The sequence below is a fragment of the Micromonospora sp. SH-82 genome, assembly GCF_051132485.1.
Lineage (GTDB): Bacteria > Actinomycetota > Actinomycetes > Mycobacteriales > Micromonosporaceae > Micromonospora.
This window is the reverse complement of the sequence record NZ_CP148049.1, coordinates 1,817,211-1,835,834: the sequence shown is the minus strand read 5'-3', so window position 1 is coordinate 1,835,834 and position 18,624 is coordinate 1,817,211. Positions and strand designations below refer to the sequence as shown.

The window sequence follows — 18,624 nt, the reverse complement described above, 5'->3', positions numbered from 1 at the left end:
GCTCGGGCGGGACGAGGACGGTTCTACTACCGGGGGTAGGATTGCGGTGTGACTCGGCTCGGTGATCTGGAACGTGCGGTGATGGACGTGCTGTGGGACACCGTCCCGGCCACGTCGGACGGGGTGACCGTCCGCGAGGTCGCCGAGGCCCTCGACGGACGCGAGTTGGCGTACACGACTGTGATGACCGTCCTGGACCGGCTGGCCGGCAAGGGGATGGTGCAGCGTCGGCGGGAGGGCCGGGCCTGGCGGTACCAGGCGGCGGCCAGCCGTGAGGCGTACATCGCCCAGCTCATGCTGGACGCCCTCGACCTCGGTGGCAGCCGGGACGCGGCCCTCGTCCGCTTCGCCAGGTCGGTCACCGGCACCGAGGCCGACGTGCTCCGGGCGGCGCTGGGCGCCGAGGCCGGACTGACCCCTGCGCCGACGGCCCGGTCGGGCGAGAGCCCGGCGACCGAGCCGGGCGGTGGGCGGCGACAGCCGGCCGTGGTCGACGAGGCCACGGACCGGTAGGGCGGCGGTCGTGGCGTACGCCGTGCATTTCGCCGCAGCGGTGCTGGCCTGCTGGCTGACCGCTCAGGTGTTGTCCCGTTCCACCTGGACGTGGCGCAGTCCCCGGGTGGCGATCGTCTGCTGGCAGGCGGTCGGCCTGGCACTGGGGTTGTCGGCGATGGGGTTGCCGATGGCGATCGGGTTGGCCGCGTACGACCGGCCGACGGGTGGCGCGCTGCTCGCCCTCGCCGACGACCTGCTCCACGGCAGACTGCCGGCGCAGGTGAGCGTGGTGCACCTGTCCCTGGTCGGGGTGGGCTTCGGCATCGGGGCGGTCCTGCTGACCACCACCGTACGCAGCATCCACGCCGCGGTACGCGCCCAGCGGCGACACCGGGACCTGCTGACCCTCGTCGCCCGGGACGATCCGGCCGCCCCCGGTGCGCTGGTGCTCGACCATCCCGGCGCGGCGGCGTACTGCCTACCCGGGATGCGTCCCCGCGTGGTGGTCAGCGCCGGCACCCTGGACCTGCTGGACCAGGCCGAACTGGCGGCGGTCCTCACCCACGAGCGCGCCCACGCCCAGGAGCGGCACGACCTGGTGCTCCTGCCGTTCACCGCGCTCTGCCGGGCGCTGCCCTGGCTGCGGTGGGTGCACCGGGCACACGACCGGGTGGCGCTGCTGGTCGAGATGCGCGCCGACGACAAGGCCCGGCAACTGCACGAGGACGCCCCGCTGGCGGGGGCGCTGCGCCGGTTCGCCGCTGCGGGCAACCGGATCACCCCGGCCGGCACCCTCGGTGTCGGCGACCGGGACCTCGACGTACGGGTGCAACGGCTGCTGGTCACCGGCCGCCCACCCCGGCTGCTCGGAGCCGCCGCGCTGACCCTGACCACCACCCTCGCCGCCCTTCCCATCACCCTCTTCCTGAGCTGACCGGGCATGGCGCTGCCGGTCCGGGCGACCCGACTAGGCTTTCGGGCGATGTGCTGCTGGGTGTTGCGAGGACGGCTCGGCCACCGGAGGCCGGACCACCGGTGAACCGCCGTCCGTTCGATCCGCGTCTGCTGCGCCGGGTTCCTGCGGCCCGGGGCGACCTCGCGCTGCTCGCCGTGCTCGGCGTGGTCGCCGCGCTGCTGATCATCGCCCAGGCCACCGCCCTGGCCACCCTCCTGGCCACCGGGTTCGAGGGTCGACTCCACCGGCCCGCGCTGGCCGGGTTCCTGGCCGCGGTGACCGCCCGGTCGGCGCTGACCTGGGCGCAGGGCACCGTCGCCGCCCGGCTGGCCGCGACGGTGAAGGCCACCCTGCGCGGGGACCTGCTCGGCGCGGTGGGCCGGCACGGCCCCGAGTGGGTGGCCGGGCAGCGGGCCGGACAGCTGGCCACCCTGACCGGACGCGGGCTGGACGCGCTGGACGCCTACTTCACCGGGTACCTGCCGCAACTGGTGCTCAGCGTCACGGTGCCCGCTGCCGTCCTGCTGCGGGTCTTCGTCGCCGACTGGAGTTCGGCGCTCGTCATCGCGGCCACCCTGCCCCTCATTCCGATCTTCGGTGCACTGCTCGGCTGGCAGGCCCAAGCCGCCACCGAACGGCAGTGGCGACGCCTGTCCCGGCTGGGCGGACACTTCCTGGACATGGTGGCCGGGCTGCCCACCCTGCGGGTCTTCGGCCGGGACCGGACCCAGGTCGAGGTGGTCCGTCGGATGGCCGACGGCCACCGGGTCGCCACCATGAAGACGCTGCGGATCGCCTTCCTCTCCGGGCTGGTCCTGGAGCTGGTCGCCACCCTGTCCGTGGCGCTGGTGGCGGTGCCGGTCGGGATCCGTCTGCTCGAAGGAGGGCTGGCCCTGTCCACCGCCCTGCTGGTGCTGCTGCTCACCCCGGAGGCGTACCTCCCCCTCCGGACCGCCGGTGCCCGGTTCCACGCCAGCATGGAGGGGCTCAGCGCCCTCAACGACGCCTTCGCCGTCTCCCCCACCGGTCCCGACACCCCCCGGGCCGGTCGCGCCCCGGCCCCGACCGGGCGGGGCGAGATCCGGTTCGTCGGGGTGAGCGTCGAGTACCCGCGTACCACCGCCCTGCGCGACGTCGACCTGACCATCCGACCGGGCGAGCGGATCGCCGTCGTCGGCCCCAGCGGCGCGGGCAAGAGCACCCTGCTCGGGCTGCTCCTCGGGTTCGTCACCCCGACCGAGGGCCGGATCACCGTCGACGGCGTCGACCTGGCCGACGTCGACCTGGACGCCTGGCGTCGGCAGGTGGCCTGGGTGCCGCAGCGGGCCCACCTCTTCGCCACCTCACTGGCCGACAACATCCGACTCGGTGCCCCGGACACCCCCGACGCGGCGCTCGCCCCGGCGGTGCGCGACGCCGCCCTCGACGACGTGGTGGCCGCCCTGCCCGACGGGCTCGCCACCCGACTCGGCGAACGCGGCCACGGCCTGTCCAGCGGGCAACGGCAACGGGTCGCCCTGGCCCGCGCGTTCCTGCGGGACGCCCCGATCGTGCTGCTCGACGAGCCGACCGCCCGACTCGACACGGCCAGCGAGGCGGCGGTCCTCGACGCCACCCGTAGGCTCGTCGACGGCCGGACCGCAGTCCTGGTGGCGCACCGCCCCGCCCTGTTGACCGACGCCGACCGGGTCCTGCGCGTCGTGGACGGACGGGTCACCGAACTCACCCCCCACGCCGAGGTGCTCGGATGAGCGGCCGACCGAACACAGACCCCGCCCCGGGCGACAGCGGTACGGCGGGACACCGGGGTCGTACCGGTCGACTGGCCGCCGAGCGGACGGTGCTCCGGCTCACCCGGCCGTACCTGCGTCGGCTGGTCGGGGCGGGGGCGCTGGCCACCGCGACGGAGCTGGCCGGACTGACCCTGATGGCCACCGCCACCTGGCTGCTGATGGCCGCCGCCGGGCAGCCGCCCCTGGACCGGCTGACGGTGGCGATCGTCGGCGTACGGGCGCTGGCCATCGGCCGGGGGCTGTTCCGGTACGCCGAACGGCTCGCCGGCCACGACGCGGTGCTGCGGCTGGTCGCCGACGTCCGGGCCCGGGTCTTCGCCAGCCTGGCCGCCCGCCGCGACGGCACCGGTCAGCCCTCCGGGGACGCCCTGAGCCGCCTGGTCTCCGACGGCGAGACGGTCCAGGACCTGCTGCTGCGGGTGGTGGTGCCGGCGGGTGCCGCCGTCTCGGTCGGTGTCCTGGCGGTCGGCGGCACCGCGTTGCTCTCCCCGGCCGCCGCCGGGGTCCTCGCGGTGGGGCTGTTGGTGGCCGGGGTGGCGCTGCCCGTCCTGGCCACGCTGCTCACCCGGCGGGGGGCCGCCGAGGTCGCCCCGCTGCGGGGGGCGCTCGCGGCCGACGCGGTGGACCTGACCCACGGCGCCGCCGACCTGGCCGCCTTCGGTGCCACCGGACACGCCCTGGACGGGGCCCGTCGTCGGGCCGACCGGTTGGCCCGGCTGGAGCGTCGCCTCGCCGCGGCCGGCTTCGCAGTCGACGCGGCCGGGGTGCTGGTGGCCGGTCTGACGGCGGCGGCGGTGGTCTTCGTCAGCCTCCGGTCCGGCGTGGACGGCGTCCTGGTCGGGGTGCTCGCCGTGGGCACCCTGGCGGCGGTCGAGATCGCTCTGGCTCTGGTGGGCGCCGCCCGGCAGTGGACCCAGCTGCGGGCCGGTCTGGGCCGGATCGCCTCCCTGATCGACTCGGCCCCCGACTCCGATGCCGGCCCTGCCCCCGACTCCGGCGCTGCCTCCGACGACGCCGCTACCTCCGGTGACGCCGCCGCCTCCGGTGACGGCGGCTCGCGGACCGGGTCGGCCGGGACGCCGCACCGGGTCCGGTTCGAGTCGGTCACCGTCCGGTACCGGGCCGGGGCCGCCCCGGCGCTGGAAGGGCTCGACCTTGAGTTGCCCGCCGGACGCCGGATCGCCGTGGTCGGGCCGAGCGGCGCGGGCAAGAGCACCCTCGCCGCCGTCCTCACCGGCGCGGTACGCCCCACCACCGGTCGGGTCACCCTGGACGGGGTGGACCTCACCGGGTATCCGGCGGACGCCCTGCCCGCCGCCGTCGGCGGTCTGCTCGCCGAGGCGTACGTCTTCCACGCCACCGTCCGGGAGAACCTGCTGCTCGGCCGTCCTCGGGCCGACCCGGAGGAGTTGGCCGCCGCGACTCGGGCGGCCGGTCTGCTGGAGTGGGTACGCGAACAGCCGGAGGGCTGGGACACCGTCGTCGGCGAACAGGGCGGCCAGCTCTCCGGTGGTCAACGCCAACGGCTGGCCCTGGCCCGTGCCCTCCTCGCCGCCCCGGGGGTGCTGGTGCTCGACGAGCCGACCGAGGGGTTGGATCCGGCTGCGGCCGACGCCGTCCTCGACTCGGCTCTGGCGGCCACCCCCGCCGGGCACACCGTGGTCCTGATCAGCCACCGGCTGCGCGGACTGGCGCAGATGGACGAGATCGTGGTGCTCGACGCCGGCCGGGTACTCCAGCGCGGCAGCCACGCCGACCTGGTCCGACGCCCCGGGTGGTACCGGGACCAGTGGCTGCTCCAGGAGGCGGCCGAGCGGGGCTATCTGGCCCTGGCCCCCTGAGCCCGGGGACGGCCCCTCGTCCGGGGGTGTCCAGAAGATGGTGAGCCGTCTCGCATTGTGGGTGTGGTCACTCGGTCGCGTGTCGACGGTGGTGACGGGGAGGTGACGCGCAGGCGTCCGTCGACCGTACGGTGTGCCCTGGTCGTACCGGACCGATGCCAACGGGGGGAGGCGTACGGGCGGCGACCTGACCGACATTCGTGAAGCCACCTCACGTCTGACGGAGGGTCGTCATCGGGGTGCGCGCAGCGCCGTACCGGAGTCGCCCACTAGGGTATGTGCGCAGAGTCACTCGGGGCAGGAGAAGCCGTCGAGTGGGCAACCCGAAGCAAACCGGAGGTCAGCGTGGCCCGCCAGTCGCCCCAACGGCCCGACGCCGACGAGCCCGAGCTCGACGACACCACCGCGTCGACCGAGCCCGACGACCCCAGCGGCGCGGCCGAGCCCGACGACGTCGACGCCGACGAGGTGCCGGCCGTCGACCGGGACCGCTCGCTCTGGGACGAGGTACGCATCGACCCGGTGGAGATCGCCCTGCCCGCCGGGGGGACTGGTTTCACCCTTCGCGCGTACCGGCCCGCCCGTGAGGTGACCCCCACCGACGTTGCCGAACGCGACCAGGACGACCCCTTCCTGGCCCGCCGGCAGGCCGTCGAGGAGGACGACGAGACCGTCGTCATCCTCGACGAGGAGGTCGCCGACGAGTTCGCCGCGAGCGAGCGGGAGGCGGCCGGCGTCACCGACGGCGCCAAGAAGACCGACGGCAAGAAGACCGACGACGAGAAGTCGGACGGCAAGAAGTCGGACGATGAGAAGTCGGACGACGACGCCGAGGACGAGCCGGACGGCGAGGACGACGACGACACCGACGAGGAGGCGGCCGAGGAGGAGGACCCGGCCGGCGACGAGGAGGTGCCGGTCTTCCTGACCCACAAGGGTCACCTGCTGCTGTTCAAGACCCCCGAGGCGCTTGTCAGTTTCGTCCGGTCCGGGGCGCCCAACGATCTGTCCCAACTGGACAGTTGGAATGATCTGTCCGAACGGATCGAACCGGCCGACGTGGCCCCGCTCGACGAGGACACCTACGAGCTGGACCTGGTCGTGGAGAACCTACGCGGCGGGCACGACACGTGGGACCCGAACCTGCTGATCCAGGCCGGAGAGGCCGCCCGCGACCTGTCGTACGCGCTGCGCCTGCCGGCCGTCCTCGACATGCTCTCCGCCGGGTCCAGCCTCGACGACCTCGACGAGGCGCTGCGGGCCACCGTCAAGGGCGGTGTCGGCGGGTTCTTCGGCCGGCGACGACTGCGCAAGATCGGCGCGCAGACCGCCAGTTTGGGTTGGCGCACCATTGTCGGGAAGATCTCTGCGGTAGTGGACTGGCGCGACTGACCCGGAGCGGGGAGCATCAGTCACTGGCAGAGAACGACCTGTGTTCGGGAGGAGGACGACGCCGTGGCGCTCGTGCGCGTGTACTGCGGTCTGGCCTCGGCGGAAGCCGCTGACGGGACGGCTCCGGCCGATTCGGCGCTGACGTCCGCTGTGGTCGACGATGCGGGCCGGCTGCTGCACGTCTACGAGATCGGTGACGATCCGGCCGGCTACGCCCGGCTGGTCGCCCTGCTCGTGGAGCGCTCGGGTGGTCCGGGCGGTGTGGCGATCGCCGCCGACAGCGACGACCACACGGTCACCTCGCTGCTCAGTGCCGCCGGCCGTCCACTCGCGATCGCCGACGACGACTCCGTTGACGACTTCGCCGAACGGTTCGCCGACGACGACTCGTTGGAGGAGATGCAGGCACCCCCGGCGGTCCGTCGGGCGGTCGGCCTGGCCCGCGCCCTCCAGGCCGGGGCGCTCTCCGCCGTCACCCTCCCGGCTCCCCGTGACCTCGCCAACTACAAGCAGGTCCTCTCCGCCCATGCGGCTCTGGCCAGTGGTCGACACTCCGCCGCGGTGACCCTGCGCGAGGTCCTCCGCGAGCTGTACCCGGCCGCCCTGCGGGCGTACCCGGATCCGGCCGAGACCGTGCCGCTCGCGGTGCTCGACGCGCTGCCCGAGCCGGGGATGCTCGTGGGCACCATGTCCCGGGGGCGGGACGTATCGGTCGCGGCGGACGCCGTGGCCGCCCACCTCGCCGCCGACGGGGTGGCCCCGGCCGAGGAGATCGACGAGGCGGTCACCGCCCTCCGGGTCGCCATCTCCGAGACGCCCCGCCGGGCCACCGTCAACAGGGCGTTCACCTCTGCGGTGGCCGAGACCGTCAGGCAGGCGGTCGCCTCCGTCCGGGCCCTGGACGCCGGTTGCGACGCGCTGGTGAGCGCCCTCAACGCCCGGATCACCACGCCGACGACGGCTCCGGGTCGTCGGGCGGCCGCCCGACGTGGTGAGTCGGTCGGAGAGCTGGCCCCTGCCGGTCCCGGGCTGCCCGCTGCCGGTCCCGGGCTGCCCGCCCCGGGAGCCGGGCTGCGCAGCGTCCGACCGACCGAGCCGCCGCCGGCACCCGCCGGTCGACGCAGTCGCCCGGAGCCGGTCTCCGACGGGCCGCCGCCGATGCCGCCCCGTCCCCTCGGCCCGCCTCCGGTGGCACCGCCGCCGTTCGGGCCACCACCGGTGGCACCCGTCCCGGTCAGCCCCGCTGCCGTCGCCGGGTCGCCGGTGTCGGCACCGCCTCGCCGTACCGAGCCGAGGCCGTCGCTGATCGACGCACCCACCCGGGTCGACACTCCTGCCAACCGGCCGGTCTCCGCACCGCCACCGCCGCCCCCGGGGATCACTCCGATCACCCCGCCGCAGCGCAGCAAGGTCTCGCCGGCGGAGACGGGAGAGCCGTTCCGGCCCACCCTCACCACCGCAGCCATCGAGAGTGCCCGTGCGGACCGTCAGCGGGCGCTCCTGCCGCCCCGGCCGACCGAGCCGGACCCGGCGCCCGGCACCGGGAGCTTCAGCGCGATCGACGTGAGCGTCCCGGTGCCGAACCCACGGCCGGGACAGGAGCCGCCCGCTGCCCCCGGTTCCCGGGCGAACTGGCCGCTGGTCAGCAACCCGGACGACCGGGACGACGCTGCAGTGGACGGCCCGACGACTGTCTACCCGGGAGAGCCGACCGGGCAACGGGTCGACGCCAACACCGACCCGGGCACCGGCGACGGTCGGGTGACCCCGCCCTGGCTCGCCGACGACCTGCCGAAGGAGCCGCCGGTGCTGCGGCTCGTCGAGCCGCCCCTGCCCGGTCGCGAGGTACGCGAGACGCCGGGCGCTGCCGACCAGCGTCTGGACGGTCCGCCCCTACGGCTGGTCGACCAGCAGCAGGCGGCCCGTGGCGGCCACTCGGCCGACCCGGTCGACCGGATCGAGCCACCGGCGGCGGCCCACCGCCCCGCGCCGGAACACCGTGAGCCACTGGCCCGCCGCGAACCCCTGGAACGCCGCGAACCCCTGGAACGCCGTGAGCCTCTCGAACGCCGTGAGCCTCTCGAACGCCGTGAGCCGATCGAGAGTCGGGAACCACTCGGCCGTCGGGTCTCCCTGGAGCAGCGGGCGGCGACCGAGCAGCGGAAGCCGACCGAGCACCGGCCACCCGTCGAGCACCGCCCGCCACCGGTCGCCGACGAGGGCGACGGAGACTTGTTGATCTTCGCTGCGGCGAAGTCCGCGTGGTTCGTCGGGCACCCCGAGGACGAACTCGAATGGGGCAGCACCGCCGACACCGGTTGGCAGGCCGCCGAGCAGGCCGCGCAGCCGGCGGTGGGCGCGGAGACCTCAGCGGGGCTGCCGAAGCGCGTACCGCAGGCGAACCTGGTGCCCGGCTCGCCGCTGCGGGAGGAACGTCCGCTGCGGATAGTGCGTAACGCGGCAAGCCTCGCCGAGAACACGACCGGATACTTCCGGGGCTGGCGACGGGGGCAGGAGATCGGCGGTTTCGCGGTCGGGGGTCGCCCCGGTCGGGAGGCCGCCGGAGGCTGGGACTTCACCCGGGACACCGGCGACCGCGACGACGACCGGGAGTACGAGTTCCGGTCCGCCGGCTACCGTTCCTGACCCGCCGCCCCCGGCCCCCTACCGGCTACCGGCCATCGCTGCTGAGGGCCGGGGAGCACCCGGCTACCGGTCCTCGTCACTGAGGGCCGGGGAGCGCCGGCTACCGGTCCCGAGGCCGGGTCGCGCCGGCCCAAGGATGCTGCGGTCGGTCCGTCGGTCCCCCGGTCCGTCGGTCCCCCGGCCCACCCGGGAATCCACCCCGCCCCGGTCACCGGGGCGGGGGCGACCCCCGGTCGCGCCGGGTCCAGCCGGGCTGACGGGCCGTTAGAGCAGGTCTCCTGAGGCCGCCTGAGGGCCACCCAGCGTCCGTTGAGGCAGCGACGGCACAGGACAACCACCCCGACCCCATCGGCGCTCACAGGCGACGACGACCGGCCGCACTACCTCGGTCAGGGCGACGGGACGTCCCACGGTGTGGGTCAGACGGGACGTCCCACGGCCTGGGTCAGACGAGGCGACCGGCGTAGGTCAACGCGACGGGGCACACCAGGACGTCGGTCAGCGCGACGAGGCCTGCGAACGGCTTCGATCAACGCGACGGGGCGCGAGGAGACGCGACGAGGCACGAGGAGACACGAAGAGACGCGCCGGGGCGCGGGGAGACGACGCGACGGTCGAATAGCCGACCTGGGGTCCGAGCGTCGGCCTGTGCGGCGTCGGCCCGACGGCGGGACGCGCCCGGCGCCACCGGCGCCGGGCGGTTCCGACCGAGGGGTCAGGCGGGGGCGACGGCGCGCGAACGGCGCATCGTCAGCACGTACTCGACCAGGGAGATCAGCACGTGCTTGGTCGACTCCCGGTTCCGGGCGTCGCAGGCCACCACGGGGATCTCCGGGGAGATCGCCAGGGCGTCCCGGACGTCCTGCGGGTCGTGGTACTGCATCCCGTCGAAGCAGTTGATGGCGACCAGGTACGGCAGCCGTCGGTGCTCGAAGAAGTCGATCGCCGCGAAGCAGTCGGCCAGCCGACGGGTGTCGACGAGGACCACTGCGCCGATGGCGCCCCGCACCAGTTCGTCCCACATGAACCAGAACCGCGTCTGGCCCGGGGTACCGAAGAGGTACAGGATCAGGTCCCGGTCGATCGAGATCCGTCCGAAGTCCATCGCCACGGTGGTCGTCATCTTGCCCGGCACCTGCCGGGTGTCGTCGACGCCCACACCGGCCGAGGTCATGATGGCCTCGGTGGTCAGCGGCGTGATCTCCGAGACCGAGCCGACGAGCGTCGTCTTGCCGACGCCGAACCCACCGGCGATCACGATCTTCGCCGAGGTCACGCGCCCGCTCGGGGTCGGCGGCCGACGCGTCATGTCAGAGCCTGCGAAGTCCACTCAGCACCCTCTCCAGCAGTTCAGTGCCCACCGCGTCATTCGAGTCGTCCAAGGTGGTCGGCTCGTGGACCGCGACCAGGCCGTCCGTCGCCATGTCGGCGATGAGCACCCGGGCCACGCCGAGTGGAAGCTGCATCCGCGCCGCGATCTCGGCGAGCGACTGCACGCGTCCGTCACACAGCGCGGCGATGTATTGGTGTTCGCGACCGCCGCCGTTGCCATTGACAGCGGCCCGGCCCCGCACCGTGGTCTCGACGAGCGCCTCCAGGGCGATGTCCAGCCGGGGGCGGGTACGACCGCGGGTCACGGCGTACGGGCGGACCAACGCTCCGGTGGGTTCGTCACGATCAGCCATGTCGCCGTTCACCTCCCTCGTACCCGATACCGGCCGGACCCGGTGCTCGTCGTCCTCGTCGTCGTGCCGACCGGTTGGTCAGCGCGGATCAACCCAGCATCCCCGCAGCTGCACGCGGCTGCGGGGTCAGTGCGTCGCCCACCCGGTCCACCAGGAGGGCCATCTCGTAGCCGACCTGCCCGACGTCGCTACTGCGGGCGGCGAGCACGGCGAACGACGAGCCGTCGGAGATGGACATGAGGAACAGGAAACCATTGTCCATCTCGACCACCGTCTGCAACACCGCACCGCCCTCGAAGCATCGGGCGGCACCCTGGGTCAGGCTGACCAGTCCGGAGGCGATCGCTGCCAACTGGTCGGCCCGGTCCCGTGGAAGGTCTCGTGACGACGCGAGGAGCAGGCCGTCCGCGGAGACGGCGACCGCGTGTGCGACACCGGGTACCCGGTCCGCGAAGTTGGCCAGAAGCCAACCGAGGTCCTGCGTAGTAGTCATCGTTGTTGCTCCTTCTGCCCGCTCCCGGCCACCGGGCCCGAGCCAGACTGCGAGGATTGCTGCCCACCCGAGGTCTCCCCCGGGCCGGTCGGACTGCCGTCGGCCGGATCGCTCCGTCCGCGCTGCACCCCTCGATGGTAGGCGGAGAGCAGACCGCGTACGGCCTCCGGTGTCCGCCGCTGCACCGAGGTCGTCGGCTTCTCCACCGCACCCGGCACGAGCTGCGCCATCGGGGTCCGCTTCGGCAGACCGGTCTGGGTGGTGGCCGCGACAGGCACCTCACTCGCCGCAGTGGCGGCGCGCCAGCCGTCGTCGGCGGCGGTACGCCAGCCGCCGACCGGGGCGGCCGACCGCCCGCCCGCACCGTTGGGGGTGAAGGCGCTGTTGTCGCCAGTGGGTCCGGCGGTGGCCGAGGTGTCAGACATCGGTGCGCTACCTGTTGATCGGGCGGCGGTCTGCTCGGCGTCCCGACCGTTGGCGTCGATCACCGTGAACTGCTGGGTCGCGTCGCTACCCGCCGCTGTGGGTCGGGCGCCCGTCTCCTCCGGACCAGGCCGGCGGGTACGGAACCAGGCCGACTCCAGCTCCCGGAAGATCGGCAGCTCCATCGTCTCATCCGCGTACGGCTTGCGGTTCTGCTGGGTCGGACGACGGGGTGCGGCCGGGGGCGCCACCGGCCTCGGAGCCGGTTGGCTCGGGGCGGTGGGCGGTGGGCCGTCCGCATCGGTGCGCGGCACTCGAGGCAGTTCCGTCGTCATGTCCAGGGCGGCGGCGAGCCGTTCCGGAACGGGTGGGGTGACCGGGTCCCGGTCGGCGCCGGGCACCGGCGGCCAGGAGGGCGGTGCCGTCGGGTGGCCGGTGGGCCGGGCCGGCAGGCCCGGCGGGACGTCGGCCGGGCGACCGGTGGTCGGGTCGGCCGACGGTGGGGCCGGCTGCCCCGAAACCGGGGATCCGGAGTACGGCGAACCCGACACCGGCGATCCGGAGTACGGCGAACCGGAGACGGGCGAGCCGGGGAACGGCGAACCCGACACGGGCGAACCGGAGACCGGCTGTCCGGAGACCGGCATCACCGAGCCGGGCGGGCTGGACACCGGGGGCGCCGAGACCGGCGGGACGGGAGGCGCGGAGACCGGCGGCGGTGAGTACGCCCGTACCTCCGGGCTGCTCGACTGCTGGCGGGGGATGCCCGGCTGGCCCAGGCCCGTCGGGTCGTCCTCCCCACCGGAGCGACGCTGCGGCAGCGGGTCCACGGTGTGCCCACCGGAGGGCCGGGACGGAAGGTCGTCCCCGGCCGGACCGGTGGCCCCGGTCAGGTCGCCCCAGGCGGGCAACGGACGACTCGGGGCGTCCGAGGCGGGACTGCCGTTACGGGGGGCCGGGTCGATGGAGCGGCCGCCGAGGGCCATCTGGTTGCCCGACCCGGCGGTGCGCTGGCTCGGGATGAACCCGCCACCGGAACCACCGGCCGGACCGCTGCCCAGGGCGGCGAGGGCACCGCCGCCGGCCGGACCCAGTGCGGGCGGGGGCATCGCGCCGGGCAGGGGTCCACCAGCCGAGGCGGGGAGGGCGGGGGCCTGTCCCTGGCGGCCGTTGATCGCCCGGGGCGTCAGGACCGAGGTGGGCAGGGTGACGTCGGCGACGGTTCCCCGGTCGGCACCGGGACGCAGCTCGACCCGGACACCGTGCCGGGACGCGAGCCGGGCGACCACGACCAGGCCCATCATCCGGGAGACGGCCACGTCCACCTGCGGCGGCGTGCCGAGCCGCTCGTTGAGGTCGGTCAGCTGCTCCGGGCTGATCCCGATGCCGCGGTCCTCGACGTACAGCGACGCGGTCTCGCCGACCCGGCGGGCCTCCACCATGACCTGCGAGTCCGGCGGGGAGAAGGCGGTGGCGTTGTCGAAGAGCTCGGCGACGAGGTGCACCAGGTCGTTGACCGCGTGCGCGGCGACCTCGATGTCCCGGTCGATCACGCCGAACTCGATCCGGGTGTAGTGCTCGACCTCGGACTGGGCCGCCCGGAGCACGTCGATGAGCGCCGCCGGCTCCCGCTGCACCCGGGTCGAGTCGGCACCGGCGAGCACCAGGAGGTTCTCGTCGTTACGGCGCATCCGGGTGGCGAGGTGGTCGAGCTGGAACAGTTCGGCCAGCCGGTCCGGGTCCTCCTCGCCCCGCTCCAACCGGTCGAGGTGACCGATGAGGCGGTCGACCAGGATCTGCGACCGGCGGGCCAGGTTGACGAACATGGTGGCCACCGACGCCCGCAGCGCGGCCTGCTCGGCGGCGGTTCGTACCGCCTCCAGGTGGACGGCGTTGAACGCCTCGGTCACCTGGCCGAACTCGTCCTTGCTGCGCACCGGCAGCGGCTCGGCGATCTGGTTGGCCAGCTGGGTCGGGGAGAGCTGTCCGGTCACCTGCGGGTCACGCAGTCGGGCCACCGCGTGCGGAAGTCCGTGCTGGGCGATGTCGAGGGCACCCTGCCGCAGTTCGCGCAGCGACCGGGCCATCGACCGGGCGACGAGGTACGCGAAGAGGATGGCCAGCAGGAGCATGCCGAGCAGCAGGCCGGTCTCCAGGAAGACCTGACGCTGCACGTCGGAGCGGATCTCGTCGGCCCGCTGCACCACGTCGCTGTCGAGCCGGGCCTCCACGTTCCGGATCAGTTTGGCGTTGGCGGTCATCGCCGCGTCCCACTGGTCCGGCCCGAACGGTGCCCCGGCCATGCTCTGCGAGGTGTTGCTCTTGAGCCAGCCGTTGTAGTTGTCGGCCTCACGCCGGTCGGGACCGGCGACGGTCTGGGTGTAGAACTCCTCCTCCGCCTGGGTGGAGACGGTGAAGAAGGTTTCCAGGAACTGCTGCTGGCCGGTGCCGGTGGCGATGTAGTCCTCGCGCAGCGCCGGGGTGAGCGACTGCTGGATGAGGGCGCGGTGCACCACCACCCGCCGCTGGGACAGCCACTCCTTGGACTGGGCGATGGCCGAGGCGGCGCGCATCCGCTCACCGAGGTCACCGTCGCCGGAGATCTGGGCGGCCGAGTCCCGGATGTCGAGGAGGTCCTTGATCAGCACCTCGTAGGTGCGGGCCGCGTCGGTGAGCCGGATCCCGCCGTTGGAGACCTGGCTGCGGGTGCCCGACAGGTCGCCGAGGTTCTGGTCGATCCGGTCGAGCAGCCCCTCCAGGTTCGCGGGGAGTTCCTCCAGCTCGGACCGGAGCCGGGCGTACGGCTCCTTGGCGTCCTCGGCACGCTTGTTGACCTGGGCGAACGCCTCCCGGTACTGCTCCTTCGCCGGCCCGTCGGGGGCGCCGAGCAGGAGTACCGCCGAGGTGCGCTCGTCCTGGAGGGCGTTGACCAGGTCGCCGGAGTAGCCGGTCAGGCTGGCCATGTCACCGGCCCGGCTGGCGCTGTTCAGTGATTCGAGGTGGTCGATGAGCCCACTCGTGCCGACGACCACCGTGGCGATGGTCGGCACGATCATGATCAGGCCGAGCTTGGACCAGATCGGCAGGTCACGGAGGCGCCCGGCGGGGCGCAGCCGAGACCGCAAGGAGCCCGCCGCCTTTGGTCGTTTGCTCACGTCACCGCCCTCGCGATCACAGTGTCGACGCGTCGCCTGGGCAACGCGCAGCGACCGACCCGGCGGGTCGGACCTCCGAGATTCCACCACGTCGCCCCCTCGGGACGAAAGCCCAGGCTGGCCGTCACGCAGGGTGTGATGAGATGTTGATGCAATTTGATCGCAATCCGTCTAACCGGAGTCACCCAAGGTAATGGAACATCTTCGCCGCGTCGTCCTCCTCGCAGGCCCGTCCGGGTCCGGAAAGTCGTACATAGCGCGCCGAACGGGACTTCCTGTCCTTCGTTTGGACGACTTTTACAAGGACGGCGATGACCCTACGTTGCCGCGCCGGAACGGAGAGGTGGACTGGGATTCACCAGGGTCGTGGGATGGCACGGCGGCAGTGCGAACAATCGCCCGTCTGGCCCGGGAGGGCAAGGCCGAAGTGCCGGTTTATGCGCTCGGTGCCGACCGACGGGTGGACACCCGGACACTGGATCTCACCAGGTCGCCACTTTTCGTGGCCGAAGGTATCTTCGCCGCCGAGATCGTCGAGGAGTGCCGTCGGGAGGGCCTCCTGGCAGGGGCGTATGCGCTTCGCCGACCCCGGGGCGCCACCTTCCTCCGCCGCCTCGCCCGGGACCTGGCCGAACAGCGCAAGGCCCCCCGGGTCCTGCTGCACCGGGGGCTCACCCTGCTGCGGTCCGAGCCCGCGGTGCTACGCCGACAGGTGGGGCTGGGCGCCGAGGCGGCCCGCGCGAGGGTGGTGCTCCGGCGGGTGGCCCGGATGGTCACCGACCACCCGGGCACCACCACCGTGCAGCCCCGGCACTGCCCGACCCCGAACGCCTGACAGCCGGGGGTCAGGAGCCGGACAGACGCTTCGCGTACGCCGGTTTGATCACCTCGTCGATGATCCGCAGACGTTCGTCGAACGGGATGAAGGCGCTCTTCATCGCGTTGATCGTGAACCACTGCAGTTCCCGCCAGCCGTACCCGAAGGCCTCGGTCAGCAGCGCCATCTCCCGCGACATGGAGGTGCCGCTCATCAGCCGGTTGTCGGTGTTGACGGTGACCCGGAACCGCAGGTCCCGCAGCAGCCCGATCGGGTGCTCGGCGATCGAGGGGGCGGCCCCGGTCTGCACGTTCGACGAGGGGCACAGCTCCAACGGGATGCGCTTGTCCCGGACGTACGCAGCGAGCCGACCGAGCACCGGCGGTTCGCCGGGGGTGATGTCGTCGACGATGCGTACGCCGTGCCCGAGCCGGTCCGCCCCGCACCACTGGATCGCCTGCCAGATCGACGGCAACCCGAAGGCCTCACCGGCGTGGATGGTGAAGTGGAAGTTCTCCCGCTGGAGGTATTCGAAGGCGTCCAGGTGCCGGGTGGGCGGGAACCCGGCCTCGGCCCCGGCGATGTCGAACCCCACCACCCCGGCGTCGCGGTGCCGGACCGCCAACTCGGCGATCTCCTGCGAACGGGCGGCGTGCCGCATCGCGGTGAGCAGGGTGCCGACCCGGATCGGGGTGCCCGCCGCAGCCGCCGCAGCACTGCCCTCGGCGAACCCCGACAGCACCGCCTCGACCACCTCGTCCAGGGTCAGGTCCCGCTCCAGGTGCTGTTCGGGGGCGAACCGCACCTCGGCGTAGACCACTCCGTCGGCGGCCAGGTCCCGGGCGCACTCGGCGGCCACCCGGTGCAGCGCCGCCCTGGTCTGCATGACGGCGACGGTGTGGGCGAACGTCTCCAGGTACCGCTCCAGGGACCCGGAGTCGGCCGCCTCGACGAACCACCGGCCCAGTGTCTGAGGATCGGTGCTGGGCAGTTCGTGCCCCACCTCGGCGGCCAACTCGACGACGGTGGCCGGTCGCAGCCCGCCGTCGAGGTGGTCGTGCAGCAAGGCCTTCGGAGCCTGGACGATGTCGTCGTGTGAGATCGCACCCATGGCCAGACCCTAGTCAGGTCCTGCGACCCCGCCACTCACGCCGAGCATCGCCACGCCGGTGCCACCGCCCGCGACCCCGTCGCCACGCCGGTGCCACCTCCGCCTGCGCGCCGGGGCGTACCGGCTGGGAGGATCACCGGGATGGACCCGCACGTCGTCGCCCGCCTGCGCTGCCCGGTCTGCGCCGAGCCGCTCACCGAGGTCACCGCCGGGACCGCCCGGATGCTGCGCTGCCCGAGTCGGCACAGCTTCGACGTGGCCCGACAGGGGTACGTCAACCTGCTCACCGGCCGCGCCCCGCACGTCGGGGACACGTCCGAGATGGTGGCCGCCCGGGACGACTTCCTCGCCGCCGGGCACTACGAACCGCTCTCGGCCGCCCTCGCCGCCGCAGCCACCACCGCCCTGCACCGGCTCCCGTCCACGCCCGACCCGACGAACACGCCCCACCCCACGAACAGGGCCGACCCCATGAACAGGGCCGACCCGGTGGACCCGCCCCACCCCGTGGACGGGGACGAGCCGGTGGACGGGGCGTACCCGCTGGTGGTCGACTCGGGAGCGGGGACCGGCCGGCACCTGGCGGCGGTGCTGGCGGCGCTGCCCGGGGCGGTGGGTCTCTGCCTCGACGTCTCGAAACCGGCGCTGCGCCGGGCCGCCCGGGTCCACCCCCGGGCGACGGCGGCGCTGGCCGACACCTGGCAGCGACTGCCGCTGGCCGACGGGGCCGTCGCGGTCCTGCTCAACGTCTTCGCCCCGCGCAACGGTGCCGAGTTCCGGCGGGTGCTGCACCCGGAGGGGACGCTCCTGGTGGTGACCCCGGCCGAGGACCACCTCACCGAACTCGTCGGCCCGCTGGGGCTGCTGCGGGTCGACCCCACCAAGGCCGACCGGGTCGCCGGGAGCCTGTCCGCCCATCTCACCGAGGTCGACGTGACGCCGCTGCGTCACCGGCTGCACCTGACCCACGCCGAGGTGGCCACCCTGGTCGGGATGGGACCCAGCGCCCGGCACCTCGACCCCGCCCGCCTGGCCGAACGGATCGCGGCCCTTCCCGACCCGGTCGAGGTGACCCTCGCCGTCGACCTCACCGTCCACCGTCCCCGCTGAGGGTCTCAGGTGGACAGGTCGACCTCTTCCCAGCCGGGGGGCTCGTCGTGGTACGGGCCACGCAGGACCACCGCCCACTCCAGCGCCCACCGGCGCTGCCCGATCGCGTTGGCGTCGACCACGCCGGGCAGTGTCCCGCCGACCTCCTCCAGTTCGAGGTACGCCCAGTCCAGGCAGTAGTGCAGGTCGAGGAGGGCGGCGGCGTCGGCGGGGTGCTGCGGGGCGGCCAGCACCCGACCCCGCCACTGGTCGAAGGTCTCCCCCCGGGAGATCTGCGGCATCCGGTCCAGCAGCCGGTCGTCCACCGGGAGCCGGGGGTCGAGCTGCTTGCTCAGGCCCAGCACCCAGGCCAGGGAGAACAGCGCGTCGTGGTGCAGCACGAAGGAGCGGTGGTCACCCTTGCCGCCGACCACGAACTGCCACTCCGGCGGGGTGAGCATCTCCACCAGTTTGGAGCCGAGCAGCCAGCTCATCGCCTCCTCGGCCGACATCCCGAAGCAGCGGGCCAGGATCAGGTGCAGGACCGCGATCCGGGCCTCGATCTCCCCGGTCGGGCGCAGTTCGATCTCGTCGCCGGGCTCCCACACCAGGGGGAAGCTCGTCGGCGGTCGGGGAAGCCCGAGCCGGTCCAGTTCCTCCAGGCTCGCCTCACGCACGGCCCGTGGATCGGGGGCAGGTACGGTCACTGCTCAAGACCCCTGTCTGACG

The 18,624-nt window shown here is 73.5% G+C and carries 14 protein-coding genes; 8 read left to right on the top strand and 6 right to left on the bottom strand.

Annotated elements, in window-relative coordinates:
• Nucleotides 1-48: 48 nt before the first annotated feature.
• The 6 genes from WHN02_RS08575 (at nt 49) to WHN02_RS08550 (ending at nt 9,122) form a co-directional block, all read left to right on the top strand.
• Entirely contained in the window at nt 49-513 is a 465-nt protein-coding gene (locus tag WHN02_RS08575; RefSeq protein ID WP_434742845.1) for a BlaI/MecI/CopY family transcriptional regulator, read from the top strand.
• A 10-nt stretch (nt 514-523) separates the two neighbouring features.
• The gene (locus WHN02_RS08570) at nt 524-1,429 is read left to right on the top strand and encodes a M56 family metallopeptidase (RefSeq protein ID WP_434742844.1); all 906 of its coding nucleotides are present in this window, start codon (nt 524-526) and stop codon (nt 1,427-1,429) included.
• Nucleotides 1,430-1,530: 101 nt separating this feature from the next.
• On the top strand, nt 1,531-3,201 hold the full coding sequence (cydD, locus tag WHN02_RS08565; RefSeq protein ID WP_434742843.1) for a thiol reductant ABC exporter subunit CydD: 1,671 nt from the start codon (nt 1,531-1,533) through the stop codon (nt 3,199-3,201).
• The gene (cydC, locus tag WHN02_RS08560) at nt 3,198-5,084 is read left to right on the top strand and encodes a thiol reductant ABC exporter subunit CydC (RefSeq protein WP_434742842.1); all 1,887 of its coding nucleotides are present in this window, start codon (nt 3,198-3,200) and stop codon (nt 5,082-5,084) included. The genes cydD and cydC overlap by 4 nt, the downstream gene beginning before the upstream one ends.
• 345 nt (nt 5,085-5,429) lie before the next feature.
• Entirely contained in the window at nt 5,430-6,476 is a 1,047-nt protein-coding gene (locus tag WHN02_RS08555) for a DNA primase (protein WP_434742841.1), read from the top strand.
• A 63-nt stretch (nt 6,477-6,539) separates the two neighbouring features.
• Nucleotides 6,540-9,122: a transposase gene (locus tag WHN02_RS08550; protein ID WP_434742840.1), complete on the top strand. Its 2,583-nt coding sequence runs from the start codon at nt 6,540-6,542 to the stop codon at nt 9,120-9,122.
• Between the two features lie 715 nt (nt 9,123-9,837).
• Here WHN02_RS08550 and WHN02_RS08545 read toward each other — a convergent pair.
• The 4 genes from WHN02_RS08545 to WHN02_RS08530 all read right to left on the bottom strand — a co-directional run bounded on the left by WHN02_RS08545 (nt 9,838) and on the right by WHN02_RS08530 (nt 14,878).
• Complete coding sequence (locus WHN02_RS08545) at nt 9,838-10,431, bottom strand: GTP-binding protein (RefSeq protein WP_350897903.1); 594 nt, start codon at nt 10,429-10,431, stop codon at nt 9,838-9,840.
• Between the two features lies 1 nt (nt 10,432).
• The gene (locus tag WHN02_RS08540) at nt 10,433-10,807 is read right to left on the bottom strand and encodes a DUF742 domain-containing protein (protein WP_350897904.1); all 375 of its coding nucleotides are present in this window, start codon (nt 10,805-10,807) and stop codon (nt 10,433-10,435) included.
• An 88-nt stretch (nt 10,808-10,895) separates the two neighbouring features.
• On the bottom strand, nt 10,896-11,300 hold the full coding sequence (locus WHN02_RS08535; protein ID WP_007455462.1) for a roadblock/LC7 domain-containing protein: 405 nt from the start codon (nt 11,298-11,300) through the stop codon (nt 10,896-10,898).
• Complete coding sequence (locus WHN02_RS08530) at nt 11,297-14,878, bottom strand: nitrate- and nitrite sensing domain-containing protein (RefSeq protein ID WP_434742839.1); 3,582 nt, start codon at nt 14,876-14,878, stop codon at nt 11,297-11,299. The genes WHN02_RS08535 and WHN02_RS08530 overlap by 4 nt, the downstream gene beginning before the upstream one ends.
• A gap of 502 nt (nt 14,879-15,380) precedes the next feature.
• Here WHN02_RS08530 and WHN02_RS08525 point away from each other — a divergent pair.
• Nucleotides 15,381-15,713 carry a hypothetical protein gene (locus tag WHN02_RS08525; protein ID WP_434742838.1) on the top strand — a complete coding sequence of 111 codons (333 nt, stop codon included), beginning with the start codon at nt 15,381-15,383 and terminating at the stop codon, nt 15,711-15,713.
• 10 nt (nt 15,714-15,723) lie between these two features.
• Here the strand turns inward: WHN02_RS08525 and WHN02_RS08520 are convergent, their stop codons facing one another.
• The gene (locus WHN02_RS08520; protein WP_434742837.1) at nt 15,724-16,806 is read right to left on the bottom strand and encodes an adenosine deaminase; all 1,083 of its coding nucleotides are present in this window, start codon (nt 16,804-16,806) and stop codon (nt 15,724-15,726) included.
• 141 nt (nt 16,807-16,947) lie between these two features.
• On the opposite strand from WHN02_RS08520, the gene WHN02_RS08515 reads away from it, so the two are divergent.
• The gene (locus tag WHN02_RS08515; RefSeq protein ID WP_434742836.1) at nt 16,948-17,916 is read left to right on the top strand and encodes a putative RNA methyltransferase; all 969 of its coding nucleotides are present in this window, start codon (nt 16,948-16,950) and stop codon (nt 17,914-17,916) included.
• A gap of 5 nt (nt 17,917-17,921) precedes the next feature.
• Here the strand turns inward: WHN02_RS08515 and WHN02_RS08510 are convergent, their stop codons facing one another.
• Nucleotides 17,922-18,602, bottom strand: coding sequence for a DUF4272 domain-containing protein (locus tag WHN02_RS08510; RefSeq protein WP_350898035.1), 681 nt, complete (start codon nt 18,600-18,602; stop codon nt 17,922-17,924).
• Between the last annotated feature and the right edge of the window lie 22 nt (nt 18,603-18,624).